A 17,937-nucleotide genomic window follows, 5' to 3' on the forward strand; every position below is an offset into this window, starting at 1 on the left:
GGCAAGGCAATCTCCAGCCAATCACTTAAGCGCCGGATCCCCCATGTTCATCTTCTTCCACCCTTGCAGCAGCACCTGCGCCTTCGGCTCCTGTCCGCTGTCGAGATACCACTGAATCAGCGACAACCGCGCATTGCGGTTCGCCGGTTGAACCTTGAGCAGCCCCTCCAACACCGAACACGCCTCATCGACCTTGCCACTCTCATGCAACGCCACCGCCAGCACATAACCGTACTGAGCGTTCTGCGGCTCCAGTTGCGCAGCTTTCTTCAGCGGTGCCATGGCTTCGGCAGTTTTGCCCGCGCGGATCAGCGACAAGCCTTGAGTGTGCTGCAACAGCGCCGCGTCCGGGTGTTGCTTGAGGCTGTCATCGAGCAACGTTTGCGCTTCCTGGCCACGACCATTGGCTTCCAGCCATTGCACCAGCGTCACCAGTGCAGGATAGAAATCCGGGTCGCGCTTGAGTGCCGAGCGCAGCAGACCTTCCACTTCCGAACCACGGCCACTGGCCTGGTACAGCATCGCCAGGTTCAGATTGGCCTCGGCACGTTCGAGCAGACTCTTCTGCACCGCTTCGTATTCGGCAATTGCGGCATCCCAGTTGGCTTGCGCAGAACCGAGACCGCCATTGCGCGCAACACTGAGCAGATCCCGTGCGGCAACGATGCGTACGGCTTTCACCGGATCACCCAGCAACGGCGCCAACAACGGCGCACGCTCCGGAGGCGGCAAGAACGCGCTGATCGCCCGCACGGCGCTTTCGCGTACCTGCGGTGCCTGATTTTTCAGGTCCTGTGTCGCCAGCTTCAACGCTTGCTCACTCGGATACAGCGGCAGTTCCGCGAGCAATGTCGCCCGTTGAATCGCCGGCAGATTACTGCGCTGCAACTGCTCATAAAGTGCATCAGCGGCGCCCGGTCGCCCATTGCGGATCAGCCACAGGCTTTCGTCGTAGCGCGGTGCTTGCGGCGCGGTGGAGGCGCTCCACAGCTTGAATTGTGCGGTGACCTTGTCGCCGGCCTTGCCTTGATGGCAGGTCAGGCAGGCATCCGGCGTGCCGAGCTTCTGCGCGCGTTCCGGGTCGGGAATGCTGAAGCTGTGGTCATGTCTGAAGTCGTTGCCCATATAGAACTTGCCAGGCATGTGGCAATCGACGCACTGCGAACCGGGCTGACCCATGGTGTGACGGGTGTGTTCAATGGAATCGTAGTTCTTCGCCTGCAGGCCCTTGCCGTCCACACCCTCGACCGAAGTCTTGCCAGCAGTGTTGTGACATTGCAGACACACCGCGTTGCCCGGTGCTTTCAGTTCATTGCTGTGCGGGTTGTGGCAATTGCTGCAGCGCACACCCTTGTCGAACATCTTGCTTTGCAGGAACGAGCCGTGTTCGAACACTTCGTCCTTGATCTTGCCGTCCAGCGCGTACAGCTCACGGGTGAGGGGGCTCGGCAGATAATCGTCCATCAAGCGTTTGCCGACGGTGTAGCCGTCGCCCAACGGCGCACGGCGCGCATGGCAGCGTGCGCAGGTTTCGATTTCGACGGTAGCGTTCTTGTCCTTCAGATCGACGTCAAAACCCTGATGAATCAGATCGCCTTTTTTCTGCGTCCATTCCAGGTGATTCGAGGCCGGACCATGACAGGCCTGACAGCCGACACCGAGGCTGTTCCACTGGCTGTTGAAGGTGTTGCTGGCCGCATCAAAATTGCGTTTGAAACCGGTGGCGTGGCACTCGACGCACATGAAGTTGGCGTTCTGGCTCGGCTTGCTCCAGTGCAGCGGATTCTTGAAGTTGACGCCCTGGCCGGGATAGAGATGAAACCAGCGATGTTTCTCGGTATCCCACGCCACGCCGAGGGCCTGCAAGCGACCTTCGCCAACCTCAATCAGGTATTGCTGCAACGGCGCGATGCCGAAGGTGTAGGCGACTTTGAAGTCGGCATGCTTGCCGTCGATGCCGGGCGTGTTGACCCAGAACTCATCGTCCTTGCGTGAAAAGCGCGTGGTCTCGTTTTCGGCCTTGAAGGTGATGTTGTTGAAATCGCCGAGCATCGTTTCAGCGTTCGCCGGCTGCATCGCCAATTGGTGATGCGAACCTTGCCAGTCCTTGACCTGTTCGGTGTGGCAGCCCTGGCATTGTTGTTCATCGACCATCGTCGCCGGTTTGCTTGCGAGCACGGCTTGCGGCTTGGCGGGGGCGACAACGGGGGCGCTGACCGGCGCAGGTTTCACCGGCACCGAAGCGGGGCTGAACAGAAACCAGCCGATCCCCGCCACGGCGGCCAGCAGCACGCCAATGGTGATCGGGAACAGATATTTTGAGGGTGAAGATCGAGTCGAATCAGGGTCAGGTTGTGCGGTTTTATTTTTATGCTTGGGCATTGCGACTTCCGTAGTCCAGGTGCATTTGCCGTCTGGCGTGCGTTCAAGCTCGATGCAGCTTTGCCGGATGACAGGCGTCTGTCAAATGACCGTTGTGATCCGCCACGCAGCCTTGCGTGAATTTTGTGCTTTGCAATCGCAATTACTGAGGTTTTAGCTATACCTGTAACTCCCCCGGCAAAGTTTTTGGCCTTCTGACAGGAGTTACAGCATGAAGCTAGCAGTAATGATGGGCACGCTGTGCATTGCCACCGTCGCCATGGTGGGTTGTTCCAGCAAAACCGTCGACCCGAAAGAGTACTCCGGCTTCCTCAAAGACTACAGCCAGCTCAAGGAGGCCAAATCGCCGTCCGGTGCCGAGGTCATGCGCTGGATCGATCCGAAGGTCGACATCAAGAAATTCACCAGCGTTTATATCGAACCAACCCAGCTCTACCCGAAACCGCAACCGACCGCGAAGATCTCCCAGCAAACCCTCAATGGCATCACTTCCTACTACGATCAGGCGCTCAAACGTGAAATCGGCAAGGACTTGCCGTTGGCCACTGGCCCAGGTCCAGGTGTGATTGTGGTGCGTGCGGCGATCACCGCCGTGAGCAGCAAGACCGAAGGCCTGCACGCGTATGAGGTGATTCCGATTGCCCTGGTGGCAGCAGCGGTCAGCACGGCCAGCGGTATTCGCGATCAGGAAACGACGTTGGCCACCGAAGCGGTATTCCTCGACGGCGCGAACAACAAGGTTATCTCGCAAGTAGTGCGCAAAGGCACCGGCAAACCGTTGGAAAATGACTCGCAGGCGATGACGGCGAATGACGTCAAACCGGTGATCGATGGCTGGGCTTCAGACATGCGTCAGTCGTATCTGAAGCTTAAGGCCGGCAAATAAGCGCATGAGGCCGGATTGTCCGCGAGGACCGTCCGGCCTGTGCACACCCTCAAAAGTTGGCGCGTGCCTGACGGTTGTATTGGCTGAGCAGGGCGTCGTAGCCACGGGTGACGGCGTAGTAGTCGTCGCTCAAGCGTTGCGGTTCGGCGTGGTTCTGCCAGTCCTTGTGCAGGGTGTTCAGCGCGTCGAGATAGCTTTGCGCTGGCTCACTGATGTGCCGCCACAGCTCCCGCGCGTCATCGTCCTTGTTTCGAAATCCACCCTCGCGAAGAGCAATGAAGGGCGCGCGACGATTCCACGCCTGTTGCAAATCAGCGGTGGTATCGGCCACGGCTTGCGGGCTCAGGGTGCGGTGTTTCATCCCGTTTTCTAGCAACTCCAGTGTCTCCCGAGCCTGAATCATGTACGCCAGCAGCGACCAGTGGATCTCCTTACCCACGCGCGCTTCCAGGAGCCTGAGCTGCTCGGGGCGCTGTGCCACGTCCAGTGGCAGCAGTTCCTCTCGCAAGGCTGTCGATGCGTTGATGTAGGCATTGCTGGCGGCCTGGATTTGCCCCGAGCCCTGGGACAACCGGGCGAGCGGCGTGGCATAAAAATTCGCACTTCTGTCGAGTCGCTCCGGCGTAAAGATCACCGCTGCCCCCTGCAGTGCTTGCGCGTAGTCACGGACTTTTTGCGAAAGCACTGGCTGATAGGCCAAGAGTTCGAGTTTTTCGTTGATATGACTGAGGCAGAGATCCTTTTGGATGTCCTGCACGGTGTACGCATCCGTGTTGTCGAAATCCCGTGCCTCAGCAAGATAATGCCCGAATGCATCACTTGTTGGTCGCGGACGTTCGAACTTGTCGTAGGCGTTGCGCCAGTGCACATCGACGCGGTTGACGCAGGCGATGATCGGGCTCAGCGCGTTGGCCTGCGCGGTCACGGGGGATTCGCGCTGATCAAACCACAGATCGAGTTTCAGGAACGGCCGGGTCGCGCTCGACAGCCCCATCACCACCAGAACGACCACTACGCCGCTGACAAACATGAATCTCGACGTCATGGCCGTGCCTCCGCGGGATACCACTGTTCACGGGTGGCCGGAGCGCCGCAATCGAAAGAACTCGCCGGCAACCGGCTACACAAACGCTCCGCCCAAGGTTGTAGCCCCTGATTGCGATTGACCGTGCCTTGACTGGCGGCCACTTTGAACACGCCCAGCACCAGCACCAGGGCGACAACCCCGAGTAGCGTCAGGCCGATTTTCACCGGCAGGTTGGTCTTTTCCCAGGACGTGTGTGGTTTGACCTGACGGCGACGGATCAAACCCACGCAGGCCTGTGTGGCGGCATAGACGACGCCAGCGATGGGGCCGAAAAACCAGCTGAGCCCGGCCACCATCAATACGCAGGGAATCAGATCGCGCAGTACGCCGAACGGCGCAGCGTCCTTGGCTAAACCTGGCCACAACCGCGCGCTGAGGCGGTCATCCAGCAGCCAATGGGCGTGCGCCAGTTCGTGAGTCAGCCAGTTGATGCCCGCAGCGATCACCCCAAACACGATCGTTGAGGTCATGACGATATTGATCAGCCCGGTGACGCGTAGCCCCAGTGGGATGAAATGAGTAAACGCACCGATCAGACAGGCCAGCACCACGCCAAGGTATGTCGGCCATTCGTCACGGCCGAGCTCCCAGTCGCGCCAGAAAAACGCGGTGCCACCGGGCAACTCTGCGCAGACCTTCGGATGATTGGCATACAGCGCCGAACTCAAATGTCGGCAATGCTCCCAATCTTTCTCCCGCAGGCGCCGGGCCAGCGCCCGACGCTGGCTGAACGGGCCGCTGCCGAGCAACAGGCGTGCGGCGCGGTGTTCGGCAGTGGCGGGGGGCTCTTGCGCGAGGTGACGCTGTTGCGCGATAAAAATCGGTGCCTCATGGCGGGCGACCAGTCGCTTCCATTCGTCTTGCGGGCAACGGTTGGCCGGGCCGGAATGCCAGCCCTGGCCCGCACAAACCTGCTCGAAAATAGTGGAGGACCAGTGTTCGCTGTCCAGTAGCAATCGACTCAGGAACAGGTTGAACCACAGTCGGTGTACTTCAGCGTCGAGCCAGAGGCATTGCGCGCACTGTGCGTAAGCGTGCAAAAAGGCCGCAATGTCCTCACGTTCGAGGGCCTCACGCAGCGGTCGAGTAATGCGTTCGCGCTGCTGATCGAGCAAATGTTCGATGGATTCCTCGTCCAGTTCCAAGCGCTGCCAGGCACTGAACCAGTGATAGGTCTGCACCGCCCAATCGACCATCGGCGTTGAGGTTTGCGGGTTCTCGATGCAATGCTGCAGCAGGGTCTCTTCGAGGATATGCGCGCAACCCTGCTCAACGGCGAGGGCATGGCGCTGTTGCAACTGCGCAAGGCTGGTGCCCTGCAGCGAGCGAGTTGCTTGTTGCAAGGCATCGACTTCGACCACGGTCAGGCCGGTCAAATCCCAGCTGTCGTCCTGCGCTGCGTTGTCTTCGTTGTCTTCGTTGGCCTGCGCCCATTCCTTGTAATTCAGGGCTTGCTCATAGGCGTCACGCAGGCGCTGGAAGCCCTCGGCGTCTTCGTCCGGACGGGTCTGTTTGAGCAGGGCAGCGTATTGTCGTTTGATACTGCGCGTATCGGCGTCGGCGGTGAGGCCAAGGACGGTCCAGCAACTCATTGCGTGTACAACTCCATGAAAACCGTCGACGCGGTCCAGTGGTGGCACTTTGATTGTGCGCACCTTATCTGTTTCGCGTCGAAAAGTCCTCAGCCGCCGCTTATTTGCCGACGAACCAGCGGAAATACGGGTTGCTGCCGTCGCCGCGCATCACCTCGCCGATATCCCGTGCCCAGGCATCGCGGTCACCGTCATAGGCATGCAGGCTGGCGCGATAGAACTGCATCAAGCGCTGACGATGACTTTCCATACGCTCATTGAACCCGGCATCGGCATTGACCAGTGGCGGTGCCTGATAGAGGTCCAACAGTGCCGGCAACACCCGCGTGATCTCCTTGCTGCGCACCCACGGCGCATATTCGATACGCGGTTGATCGTCGGTCACCGCAGGCGCGTCGGCAGCGAAGCGCTCAAGCCCGGCGCGATCGGTGACCCAGGTCGAGAGCAGGGCAGCGGCCGAGCCGATGCCGACATCCTGCAAGGTGCTACGCACGCTGTCCTGCTGGAAACGCGCGGTGATTTTCGCGGCATCCAGTTCCATTGGCTGCAGCGAACCGACCAGCAACATCTCATGGAATTCGCTGGTCCACAGCGAGGCATACGGGAACACATCAAGGAAACTGCGCACCAGTGAACGCGAGTCGTCGATGTTCTGCGTCGGTAATGGCAGCCACTGGGCGACGATGCCTTTGTCCTCCAGACGACTGGCCGCCAACTGGTAGAAGTCCCGCGAATACAGGTTGACCACGCCGGCCGCAGAGGGCGGTGGCGGTTCGAGGGTGATCAGGTCGTAGGTTTGTGCGCTGCGCAGCAGTTCCTGGCGCCCGTCGCGCAGACGCACATCGACGCCGGGATCGCTGGCGGCGTTGAAGTTGCCCTTGAACAGCGGCGCGGCTTTGACCACCGACGGCAGCAGCTCGGCGACCACTCGATGTTCCAGCCCGGGATAGCGCAGCATGGCGCCGGCAGTGATGCCCGTGCCGAAACCGATCACCAGCGTCGAGCGTGGCTCGCCGTTGTGAATCAGCAGCGGCAGCAAGGCTTGCACGCGCATGTAGCGCAGTGAGGGCATGGCATCACCGGTGTTCGACACGCCTTGAATATACAAACGGTGGAAGGTGTTATCGCCGCGACCTTGAGCGACCACGGCGACGGTGCCGCCGCGGCCTTCTTCATAGAACGACAGACTGCCGTTGCGTGCACCGGGCAGCAGACTGGCGAGTTTGTCGACCGGGGTAAACACGGCAAACGCAACCGCGAGCAGACCGAGGGTGACCACGGCCTGACGCCGGCCTTGCTTGACGTGATGACCTTTGCGCACGGCAAAGTAGCCGATGCCGGCAGCGATGAGCGCCAGCAGGCCCAGCGTGCGCACCAGCCCCAATAGCGGGATCAGCAGAAAGCCGCAAAGCATCACCCCGACAATCCCGCCGAGCGTATTGAAAGCCACCACGGCGCCGACATCCCGGCCGACGCGCTCATGGCCGACACTCAAACGCAACGCCAGCGGAAACGCCGCACCGAGCAACAACGTAGGCACAAAGACAATGCTCAACGCTGCCACGGCGAAACGTGCGCTCATGCCGGCCAGTTCGCTGGCGCCCAGGCTCAACAGCCACATTTCCGCCTGACTTTGCGCGATCACCAGCCAGCGCCCGAGCACGGCGATTTCCAGCAGCGCGATCAGCCCGGCGCCGGCAATCAGCAAGCCGAACACGCCCCACGGATCGCGGATCCGTTCGACCCGCCGGGCGAGCAGGGCGCTGCCGATAAACAACCCGGTCAGATACGTCGCCAGCACCACGGCAAACGCGTAGGTGCGCGTGCTCATGAACTGCACGATCGATTGCGACCAGACCACCTCATAACCGAGCGCCACGCCACCGGCGATGGAATACAGCCACAACGCGCTGCGATCCGGGGCTTTTTCCGCATGATGTTTAGCGAGGGTTGCCACTGGCACTGGATGCTGCCGGGCCAGCCATAACGCGCCGATGGCTGCCAGCAGATTGAGCATCGCCGCGAACAACGCGCTGCCTCGGACGCCGAGGCTGGCGATCAACACAAACGCGGCGAGCAGGGTGCCGACAATCGCCCCCAAGGTATTGGCCGCATACAACTGACCGCCAGCCTTGCCCGGATCGGCGGCGAGCGAACGCACCAGCACCGGCAGGGTGCCGCCCATCAACACCGCTGGCAGGCCGACCAATGCGAACGGCAATATCCACGCGAACAGGCCGACATGCTCTTGCAGCCAGGCAAAAGGACTGGCCGCCAGGCTCATGGCCACGGTCGCGCCGACGCCGAGAATCGCCACCAGCACTTCCAGCCCGGCATACAACAACACCGGCTGCTGCAAGCGATCGGCCCAGCGCCCGAACAGCCAGCCACCGATCGCCAGCCCGGCGAAAAACGCGCTGATACCGGTGGTGATCGCGTACACCTCGACGCCGACCACCAGCGACAGTTGCTTGATCCACAGCACCTGATAGACCAGCGCCGCGGCGCCGGAGATGCACAGCAGCAGGGCGGGGATGAGCAGCGCGGGAGCGGCGCTGTGCGAGGCGGGTATGGCCGACGGCTTGCTGGCGATACGTGAGGACATGCGGAGGCCTTAATTCAAGAGTAACTGTGACTGTGCTGGCCCCTTCGCGAGCAGGCTCGCTCCCACACTGGACCTGTGGCCACCACAAATCCCCTGTGGGAGCGAGCCTGCTCGCGAAGAAGCCGACACAGTCCCAAGTCAAAAAAAGGCCACTCGCCTGTGAGGGCGAGCGGCAGTCGAGCGGTGTTACTGGGCTTTTTTCATTTTCTCTTCAATGCGGCGATCCACGTCCTCACGAATCTGGTCGATGCTGAAGCTCGCCGGACGCTGGCTCGGTGGATAGTCGACGAAGGTCTGCAGGAACTTCGCAGCCCTGCGGGTGCCGTCGAAAATCAGATAGTCGTTTTTCGTCAGCCAGTCATAGTATTGGTCAGACACGATGTCAGCCCGTTCGTACGGGTCCATGCGCAGGTTGAACATTTTCGGTACTCGCAGGCACACGAACGGTTCGCTCCACACTTCCAGACCACCGGGAGCACGCTGCTCACAGAAGACCAGTTTCCAATCGTTGAAACGCATGCTGACCAGCACACCGTCATCGTTGAAATAGTAGAACTCGTCGCGCGCGCTCTTGTCGGTTTTGCCCGTCAGGTAATCCAGCTGGTTGTAACCGTCCAGATGCACCTTGAAGTTCTTGCCGCCGACGTCGGCGCCTTTGAGCAGGCGATCCTTGATATCGGTGTCGCCGACCGCAGCCAACAGCGTCGGGAACCAGTCAAGACCCGAGAACAACTGCGTCGACACTTCACCGGCTTTGACTTTACCCGGCCAGCGAATCATCGCAGGCACTCGATACGCACCCTCCCAGTTGGAGTTTTTCTCGTTGCGGAACGGTGTGGTTGCCGCATCCGGCCACGACCATTGGTTAGGGCCGTTGTCGGTGGTGTAGACCACGATGGTGTTGTCGGTCAGCTTGAGGTCATCGAGAGTCTTGAGCAGTTTGCCGACGTCGCCGTCGTGCTCGATCATGCCATCGGCATACTCGTTGCCGACCATACCGCTCTGGCCTTGCATCGATTCGCGCACGTGAGTGAACGCGTGCATGCGGGTGGTGTTCATCCAGACGAAGAACGGTTTGTTCGCCTTCGATTGCTTCTCGATGAACGCCTGAGCGGCGGCAGTGGTTTCGTCGTCGATGGTCTCCATGCGTTTTTTGGTCAACGCGCCGGTGTCCTCGATCTTGCCATCGGCAAAACTGTGGATCACGCCACGCGGAGAGGCTGCCTTGACGAACTCGGCATCATTCTTGGGCCAGTACGGACGCTCCGGTTCTTCTTCGGCATTGAGGTGATAGAGGTTGCCGAAGAACTCGTCGAAACCATGGTTGGTCGGCAGGTATTCATCTTTATCACCGAGGTGGTTTTTACCGAACTGGCCCGTTGCGTAACCTTGTGCTTTCAATGCTTGGGCGATGGTTATATCGCGGGGCTGCAAGCCGACTGGCACGCCAGGCATGCCCACTTTCGAAAGGCCGGTACGCAGCGGCGTCTGCCCCGTGATGAACGAAGATCGTCCAGCCGTGCAACTGTTCTCCGCATAGTAATCGGTGAACATCATGCCTTCTTTGGCGATGCGGTCGATGTTCGGGGTCTTGTAGCCAACCACCCCCATCGAATAGGCGCTGATGTTGGTCTGGCCGATGTCATCGCCGAAGATCACCAGAATGTTGGGTTTTTCAGCCGCTGTGGCCGTTGCCGACAGCGCCATGACCGAAGTCGCCACTAAGGCGAGCTTGGGTAGCCACTTGCGTATGCGAGTCATCTGACTTGCTCCTTTTCGCGGGGGTCGTTTATTGCGACTAACGTTTATTGCAGTCCTGCATCACGCTTTCTTATTGCACCTGCTCGGTTACCGCTGGCTCGAACGGATAGATCCGGCGCCATTCGGACGCCATGTCGACCACGGTCCAGCCACGGGAATTTGCTTCGTCGAGGGCCTTGTCGAGCCGGCCGATATCGGATTTGCGGTCATAGGCCCACTCGCGTTTCGCGTCGGTGTGGTGCACCAGGCCCATGAAACGCTTGCCGGAACCTGCAGCGGTCCACTGCAGCATCTGCAGGTCGCCGTCGGAGTTGCCGAAGGCGAGGATCGGCCGTTTGCCGATCACCGCGTCGATGCTTTCCGGTTTGCCGGGGCCATCGTCGTTGTGCGCCAGTTTCGGGGTGCGCACGATCGAGGCCTTGCCGTCCTTGAACTGGTACGAAGTGATGAACGTGGTGCCGATCACCTGCTCCGGCGGAATGCCGTAGACCTTCTCGGCGAAGGCACGCATGAAACCGGTGTCGCCGCCGGAGACGATGTAGGTCTTGAAGTCCTGTTTGCGCAGGTAGTCGAGCATTTCCAGCATCGGCTGGAAGATCATCTCGGTATAGGGCTTGCCGGTTTTTGGATGGCGCGCCTGGCTCAGCCAGGTCTTGGCGTAGTCATCGAAGGCTTCAGTGGTCATGCCGGTGTGCGTTGCGCCGACGATCTTCAGCAGGCCATCCATGCCCGACGCGGCGAGGGCTTTGTGATCGTTTTCCAGCACGGCTTTGAACGGTTGGGTGGTCTTCCATTCCGGGTGCTGCGCGGCGGTACGCTTGATCTCATCGAAGGCGAACAGCAATTCGAAATAGGCCGGTTGTTCACTCCACAACGTGCCGTCGTTGTCGAACACGGCGATGCGGTCGCCCGGTTTGACGAAATCCTTGCTGGACTGGTCGGTTACGGTCTGCACGAATTCGATAATGCTCTTCTTCGCCGGGCCGTCATTCCACGACGGCAGCGGCTCGTTGGCTTGGGCCAGCAGCGGCAGGGCGAGGCCAAACAACAGGGTCAGGGCGAATCGTTGGCGGTGCAGTAGCGCAATCGTCATGGGAAATCCTTCTCGTGAACGGGGGTGAGCGGGCGCAGGGCCGAGGCCGGTTTTGCCTGTTGCTGTTCGGCCTGACTGTGAAGCGTAGTCAATGATTCGCGCAGGTGAACGAGTGTTTGCCCGGTACTCGGCTGGCGACCGTAAAGCCCGCGTAACAGGCCTTGCAGGCGTGGGCCGGCATTGACCAGTTTCAGCCCCAGGCGACTGCGCCGCAGCCACAGGTACAGCGCCGTCAATTGCGCCGGACTGGCCTGCAGTTGGCTATTGATTTGTTGCCAGGCGAAAGCAGGGGATTGCTGCCAGGCCCGTTGCTGCGCTTGCCGGCGTGCTTGCCACTGTTGCCTGGCGCGGATGAACGCAGGACGCAGCAGATAAACGGCGGCAACGACTGTGGCAATCAGCGTCAGCCACAACAGCCCGCGCGTGGAGAAACGCAGGTGATTCTGGCCCAGTCGCTGAAGGTCTTCGCTGATCGAAAACACCGGTTTGTAGGCAGTGCCGGCCGCTGCTTCGAAGGTCACCGCCGGCACTTGCGCGATGCGCGGTTGGCGAGTGCTGGCGTCCCACCATTTCACCTCAACGGCCGGCAGGGTGTGCGAGCCGGCCTTGTCGATGCGGTAGGTGACGCTGTCGATGCGTTGACCGCCGAGAATGTCACCGCGACCGTCATCCAGTGCAGTGACTTGCGGAGTTTTCGCATAGCGGCTTAGCCCGGGGATATCACTCAACGCCGGAATCGGCAGGGCCATCGCCAGCGCGCCGTCCGCTTGCAGGGTCAATTGGCGGGTGATGCTGTCGCCGACTTTCAAGGGGGTCGCCGAGTTTGTGACGGTCTGGGTGAAACGCAATCCACTGGCCACCAGCGGTGTTTCCCCGGGTTTGAAACCGGGCGTTTGTGCCACGCTGAACTGCACCGGTTGGCTTTGCGCACTGATTTCTGCCGTGGCTTGGCCGGGTGTCGCGCGCACGGTCAGAGAAGGGATATCAAACGTGCGCGCAACGTTCGGGGTGATCAGGTAGCTGTAGCGCAAACCGCTGAAAGCCTGGCCGTCGATGGTTTGATTGAGGTGCTGGGCCTGACCGTCTGGGGGCATGACCAGCGCGCCGTCGAGTTTCAGGTCGGGGAGGGTGGCGGCGCTGGTGAACCAGGTGTCGGTGAGGACATCGACTTGCAGTTCGACCAGGCCGCCGACCATCGCGCCTTCGGCGGGTTGCAGGTGGGCTTGGACTTTGAGTTGGGGTTCGGGCTCGGCAGCAAAAGCATTGAGGCTTAGCAGACTGGCCAGGAACCAGAAGCCGATTCTTGTAGTGATCAATCTGGCCCCATCGCTGGCAAGCCAGCTCCCACAGGGTTTTATGGTGTTCACAAAATCGGTGATAACACCGGAGTTCCCTGTGGGAGCTGGCTTGCCAGCGATGGCGGTAGTAGGGGTTAGGCGGTTCATGGCCTGGCTCCCTGCTGATCCTGCAAGCTGAACTTCTGCCTGAGAAACTTCGCCGGCGAGGTGGTCAGGTTCTGCAGCCACAAAGCATCGGACGCAGCCTGTTCAGTCTCGACCTTTTTGCTCTGGCCCTTGCCCGGTGCCTTGTCGAATTTCACCTCGTCGGGTTTGGTTTCCGGGGCGTTTTTCTCGGCGCTCTCGGTGTCCTTCAGCAAGGCTTGCGCCAGGGCCAGATTGGCCGTGGCTTCTGGGAACTGCGGTTGCAGCTTCAAGGCCTGGGTATACGCGGCGATGGCTTCATCGAACTTGAAGCGCCGCACGTAAATATTGCCCAGATAGAAGTACGCCTGCGGCGTGTCCAGCCGTGCGAATGTCGCCAGCGCCAGGTCGTAATCGGCCGCGTGATACGCCGCCACACCTTTCCAGTATGGGTCGACAAACAGCGCCGCTGCTTGCGGCAGATGCTCATGTTCGAACGCCCAGCGCCCTTGCTGGTCGCGGGTGAAAAACGCATCGGTCAGGGCGTTGGCCTGTGCTGGTGCTGCTGGCCAGCTCAAGCCAACCGCCAGCGCCAGCGCCGGCATCCAGTTGACGCTCCAGCCCTTGCGCACATTGCACAGCGCCAACAGCAACAACGGCCAGCACAGCCAGTAACCGGCGTCTTTCCAGTGCAATTCGCGCTGCTCGGCGCTGGCACTCTGGAAGTGTTGCTGCGCGTGCAGTTCAATCCAGTCGAGGTCATCGTCATTGAGCGTCAGGCTGCCCAGTGGCGCAGCGACGGCGGAGGCCAGTTGCTTGATTGCCGCCTGATCGAAGCTGCCCAGCGCCGGGCGGCCGTTGGCATCGGTGCGTGGCTGGCCGCTGGCGTCGTGAATGATGCCGCCGTCCTCATTGCCGACGGCCAGTACCAGCACTTGCAACGGACTGTCGCCCAGACGTTTATCGAGGCCGTCGAGTTGCGAGGTGTCGGCACCGTCGGTGATCAACAACAGACTGCCCGGAGTCTTCTCGGCGCTGAGCAAGCGTTTCGCCTGATCGATCACCGCGCCGACGTCTTTGCCCGGTTTGTCGATCAGCCCGCTGCCCAAGGCTTGAATGAACGTGTCGAGCAGCGCCGGATCGTCGGTGGGCGGCAACACCAGATGCGCGCTGCCGGCGTAGGCGATCAGAGCAGTGCGGGCGCCGGCGCGGCGCTGGATCAGGTCGTGCAGTTTGTGTTTCGCCGCTTCCAGGCGAGTCGGCTGCACATCGCTGGCGTCCATCGACGGCGACAGATCGAGGGCGACAATCAGCGGCGCGCGGTTCTCGAGAAAGTCTGGTCGATCCTGTTCCCAGGTCGGCCCGGCGGCCGCGACTGCGCCGACGATCAACAGTGCGCACAGCAGGTGCACCGGGCGCAGGCGCTGATGGTCTTGCGGGGTGATCAGCAAATGCGGCAACAGGTGCTCGGCGATATTGCCGCGCAGACGTCGTTGCAGGTCGCGACCGCGACGCCAGAGCAACGGCAGCGCGGCGCCGAACAGTGCAAGGAGCAGCCATAGCGGGCGCAGGAAATGGAAGTCGCTGAGGTTGATCTCCATCTCAGGCCTCCTGTCGCTGACGGGCAAACGCCAGGCGCACACGCAGCAGCGCGCCAAGGTGATACAGCGCCAACAGGGCAACTGCCGCGCCCAGTGGCCAGTAGAACAATTCGCGTTGCGGTTGATGGCTGAGGGTTTTCACTTGATGCGGGGTCAGTCGATCGAGGGTGCTGTAGACCTGATCCAGCGCGTTGCGGTCTTCGGCACGGAAGAACTGGCCGCCGGTGGTCTTGGCAATCTGCTCCAGCGCCGACAGGTTGACCTTGGCTTCGCCGGATGCGCTCGGGTCGCCGATACCGATGGTGTGGATGATCACGCCTTTGTTGGCGGCCATTTCAGCGGCGTGATCGGGAGTGATCGCGCTGCTGGTGTCGTTACCATCGGTGAGCAGGATGAGGACTTTTTCTTGTTCGTGGGCCTTGTCGAGCAGCTTCAGGCTCAGGCCGATCGCGTCGCCGATCGCGGTGTTCGGACCGGCCATGCCGATACCGGTGTCGGCGAGCAACAGCGACAGGCTGGCGTGATCGAGGGTCAGCGGTGCCTGCGGATAGGCGCCGCTGCCGAAGACGATCAGGCCGAGACGGTCGTCCTTACGTTTGTCGATGAAGCCTTGCACCACCTCTTTGACGGCGGCGAGACGATTGATTTTCTCGCCGTTGGCGTTGGTGAAATCTTCGGTTTCCATCGACTGCGAGAGGTCGATGGCGAGCATCAGGTCGCGCACCGGTTGTTGCCTCTCGATGGGCTTTTCGACGAATACCGGACGGGCAGCAGCCAACAGGATCAGTGCCCAGACCAGCACATTGAGCAGCAACTGCCAGGTGTTGCGCCGACTGCCGACGTTGCTCGGTGCTTCACCGACTGCGCGACTCATGGCGCTGAAAAACGGCACGCGCACTGCGCTGCGCGCTTCGTTGTAGGCGGGCAGGTATCGGTAGGCCAGCCAGGGGAGCGGCAGCAGCAACAACAGCCATGGGTAATCAAGCTGCCACATGGTGATGCTCCATCCAGTATTGGCAGGTCTCGAACAGTGCCTGACGCTGCGGCGCGGGGAGGGCGCGCAGGGTTTCGTCAGGGGCGTAGGCGAGTTGTGCGAGTTGGGCGCTGAAATCTGCCGGCAGCGATTTCTTGCTGTGGCGCTGCAGAAAGCCTTGCCAATCCTCCTTCCCCAGCGCCGCAGGACCCTGTAGGAGTGAGCCTGCTCGCGATGGCGTCCGGTCAGTCGATGCATGTGTTGAACGTGATGACGCTATCGCGAGCAGGCTCGCTCCCACATTGATCGGGTTCCAGTTTGGGGATTGTGTGGGCATCGAGAGCGCCACGCGCTTGAGCAGTTCCGGCAGTTCGCGCAAGGCATTCAAGTCATCACTGCGGCTGCGCAACTGCGCCAGACGCGCCAGGCCTTCGCGCCGATAAGCGTCCCTGCGCCATTGCCAATAACGCCGAATGCCGATCAACAACGCGGCCAATATCAGCAGCGCAAGCAACACCCACCAACCCCACGTCTGCGGTGCATAACTGACCGGAGCCGGCAGGCCCAGCTCTTTAAGCTGTTCGATGCTGGGAATATTCGGATTCACCGCCGCGCTCCAGCACTCTTGCCCAGCTCGGCGCGCAGTTGGGCATGGGCTTCTTCTGCGGTGCTGATCATCATCAGCGGTACCTGACTGCGGCGCAGCAGGGTGGCGACGTCCTGGAGCCGCCCGCTGAGAAAATCCCCCAGCGGCTGATGCACATTGCGTTTCTCGATGGCCAATTCAACCTGCAACTCGCCTTGGGTGACCAGCAGGCGACCATTGTTCGGCAGCTTCATCGCCAGCGGGTCGTAGACCTGCAGCGCAATCACATCGTTGTGCGCCGACAGTTGCCGCATCAGTTGCAAGGTACGCTCGCCAGCCCCGGCGAAGTCGCTGACGATGCAGATCAAGTGGTCGTGCCCGGCCAGCGCGAGACAGCGCTGCAAGACTTTGTCCAGTTGATCCTCATCCTCGGCGTCACGGTTGCCGGCGTTCAAGGCGCGGTTCTGTTCGGCAATGCGGCTGAGCAGCGCTTCGACGCGCTTGCGACTGCGCAGTGGGGCAATGCTGTCGATGCGTTGGTCGTTGAACACCAGCCCGCCGACCCGGTCGCCGGCATGGAACACCATCCACGCCGCGAGTGCGGCGAGTTCGGCAGCCACGGCGGATTTGAAGCTGCGTTGCGAGCCAAAGAACATCGACATGCGTTGATCGACCACGAGCAGCGCCGGCCGATCGCGCTCTTCGGTGAAGGTGCGCACCACCGGTTTGCCGGTGCGCAGCGAGGCGCGCCAGTCGAGGTGGCGCAAATCATCGCCTGGCTGATAGCGGCGCAGTTCGTCGAAGTTCAAGCCACGGCCGCGCAAGCGCGAGGCGTGATTGCCGGCAAGGATGCTGCCTTGCGGCTGGCGGGCGAGAAAACTCAGGTCACGGGCCTTGAACTCCAGCGCCATCAGTTGCGCGAGAGAGACGTAGACCAGGCCTTCATCGTTCATGCCGGAATCGCCACTTTATCGAGAATCCGGTCCAGCACCTGATCGGCGCTGACACCGTCCGCCACCGCGTCATAGCTCAGTTGCAGACGATGGCGCAGCACCGGATGCACCACGGCGCGCACGTTGTCCGGCGAAACGAAATCCTGGCCCTGCAACCACGCATCGGCACGCGCACAACGATCCAGACCGATGCCGCCACGCGGGCTGGCGCCGATGCTGATCCAGCGCGCGAGGTCTTCGTCATAGTCGGCAGGGTGGCGGGTAGCGTTGATCAGGTCGATCAGGTAGCTGTCGATGGCCGGCGACACGTGCACGGCGCTGACCTCTTTGCGCGCCGCGAAGATCACATCCTGCGCGAGGCTGAAACCCTTGATGGGTGTGGTGCTCGCACCTTGAGCGAATTCTTCGTTGCGCAACAGGCGCAGCACCTGGCTCTCGTTTTCCGCGCTCGGGTAATCGAGCAGGACTTTCATCAGAAAGCGATCCATCTGCGCTTCCGGCAGCGGGTAAGTGCCTTCCTGCTCGATCGGGTTTTGCGTCGCCACCACGATGAATAATTCGGGCAATGCATGACTGTTGCCGGCCACGGTGATCTGCCGCTCCTCCATGGCTTCGAGCAACGCCGCCTGCACTTTGGCGGGGGCGCGGTTGATCTCGTCCGCAAGAATCAAGTTGCCGAACAGCGGGCCGGGCTGGAAGCGGATTTCATTCTTGCCTTCGACCTGATGCAGCACCTCGGCGCCAGTGATGTCCGACGGCAGCAGATCCGGGGTGAACTGGATGCGGCTCATCTTCGCGTCGAGGTGTTTGGCCAGTGCTTTGACCGTGCGGGTCTTGGCCAGCCCCGGCAGACTTTCCAGCAGCAAGTGACCGTTGGCCAACAGGCCGAGGAGGATTTGGCGAATCACCTGATCCTGGCCGAGTACGGCTTCGGCGATGCTGGCTTGCAGGGCATTGAGGTCGGTAAGTGCGGTCATGGCAGCAGTCCTTTGTGTCC

General features: G+C 61.2%; 13 protein-coding genes. 1 reads left to right on the plus strand and 12 read right to left on the minus strand.

Annotated features, from left to right (window positions below):
• Positions 1 to 21 precede the first annotated feature (21 nt).
• A complete protein-coding gene (locus tag AK821_RS18840) occupies positions 22 to 2,382 on the minus strand; it encodes a tetratricopeptide repeat protein (protein WP_064391052.1) in 2,361 nt (786 codons plus the stop codon).
• A gap of 211 nt (positions 2,383 to 2,593) precedes the next feature.
• On the opposite strand from AK821_RS18840, the gene AK821_RS18845 reads away from it, so the two are divergent.
• Positions 2,594 to 3,268: a DUF3313 domain-containing protein gene (locus tag AK821_RS18845; RefSeq protein ID WP_064391053.1), complete on the plus strand. Its 675-nt coding sequence runs from the start codon at positions 2,594 to 2,596 to the stop codon at positions 3,266 to 3,268.
• Between the two features lie 49 nt (positions 3,269 to 3,317).
• On the opposite strand, the gene AK821_RS18850 is transcribed toward AK821_RS18845, so the two are convergent.
• The 11 genes from AK821_RS18850 to AK821_RS18900 all read right to left on the minus strand — a co-directional run bounded on the left by AK821_RS18850 (position 3,318) and on the right by AK821_RS18900 (position 17,917).
• Complete coding sequence (locus AK821_RS18850) at positions 3,318 to 4,313, minus strand: DUF3829 domain-containing protein (protein ID WP_064391054.1); 996 nt, start codon at positions 4,311 to 4,313, stop codon at positions 3,318 to 3,320.
• On the minus strand, positions 4,310 to 5,947 hold the full coding sequence (locus AK821_RS18855; protein WP_064391055.1) for a J domain-containing protein: 1,638 nt from the start codon (positions 5,945 to 5,947) through the stop codon (positions 4,310 to 4,312). The genes AK821_RS18850 and AK821_RS18855 overlap by 4 nt, the downstream gene beginning before the upstream one ends.
• Positions 5,948 to 6,047: 100 nt before the next feature.
• Entirely contained in the window at positions 6,048 to 8,552 is a 2,505-nt protein-coding gene (locus AK821_RS18860) for a fused MFS/spermidine synthase (protein WP_064391056.1), read from the minus strand.
• A 186-nt stretch (positions 8,553 to 8,738) separates the two neighbouring features.
• The gene (locus tag AK821_RS18865) at positions 8,739 to 10,313 is read right to left on the minus strand and encodes an arylsulfatase (RefSeq protein ID WP_064391057.1); all 1,575 of its coding nucleotides are present in this window, start codon (positions 10,311 to 10,313) and stop codon (positions 8,739 to 8,741) included.
• A 70-nt stretch (positions 10,314 to 10,383) separates the two neighbouring features.
• Positions 10,384 to 11,406: an HAD family hydrolase gene (locus AK821_RS18870; RefSeq protein ID WP_064391058.1), complete on the minus strand. Its 1,023-nt coding sequence runs from the start codon at positions 11,404 to 11,406 to the stop codon at positions 10,384 to 10,386.
• Positions 11,403 to 12,851 (minus strand): BatD family protein, encoded by a 1,449-nt coding sequence (locus AK821_RS18875; RefSeq protein WP_064391059.1) that lies wholly within the window; start codon positions 12,849 to 12,851, stop codon positions 11,403 to 11,405. Before AK821_RS18875 ends, AK821_RS18870 begins: the two co-directional genes overlap by 4 nt.
• Positions 12,848 to 14,428 carry a VWA domain-containing protein gene (locus tag AK821_RS18880; protein ID WP_064391060.1) on the minus strand — a complete coding sequence of 527 codons (1,581 nt, stop codon included), beginning with the start codon at positions 14,426 to 14,428 and terminating at the stop codon, positions 12,848 to 12,850. Before AK821_RS18880 ends, AK821_RS18875 begins: the two co-directional genes overlap by 4 nt.
• A 1-nt stretch (position 14,429) precedes the next feature.
• The gene (locus AK821_RS18885) at positions 14,430 to 15,422 is read right to left on the minus strand and encodes a vWA domain-containing protein (protein ID WP_064391061.1); all 993 of its coding nucleotides are present in this window, start codon (positions 15,420 to 15,422) and stop codon (positions 14,430 to 14,432) included.
• The gene (locus AK821_RS18890; protein WP_064391062.1) at positions 15,409 to 16,008 is read right to left on the minus strand and encodes a DUF4381 domain-containing protein; all 600 of its coding nucleotides are present in this window, start codon (positions 16,006 to 16,008) and stop codon (positions 15,409 to 15,411) included. The genes AK821_RS18885 and AK821_RS18890 overlap by 14 nt, the downstream gene beginning before the upstream one ends.
• Positions 16,005 to 16,940 (minus strand): DUF58 domain-containing protein, encoded by a 936-nt coding sequence (locus AK821_RS18895; RefSeq protein ID WP_064391063.1) that lies wholly within the window; start codon positions 16,938 to 16,940, stop codon positions 16,005 to 16,007. Before AK821_RS18895 ends, AK821_RS18890 begins: the two co-directional genes overlap by 4 nt.
• A complete protein-coding gene (locus AK821_RS18900; protein WP_064391064.1) occupies positions 16,937 to 17,917 on the minus strand; it encodes an AAA family ATPase in 981 nt (326 codons plus the stop codon). Before AK821_RS18900 ends, AK821_RS18895 begins: the two co-directional genes overlap by 4 nt.
• Between the last annotated feature and the right edge of the window lie 20 nt (positions 17,918 to 17,937).

It is taken from the genome of Pseudomonas sp. RIT-PI-r (assembly GCF_001297015.1).
GTDB lineage: Bacteria > Pseudomonadota > Gammaproteobacteria > Pseudomonadales > Pseudomonadaceae > Aquipseudomonas.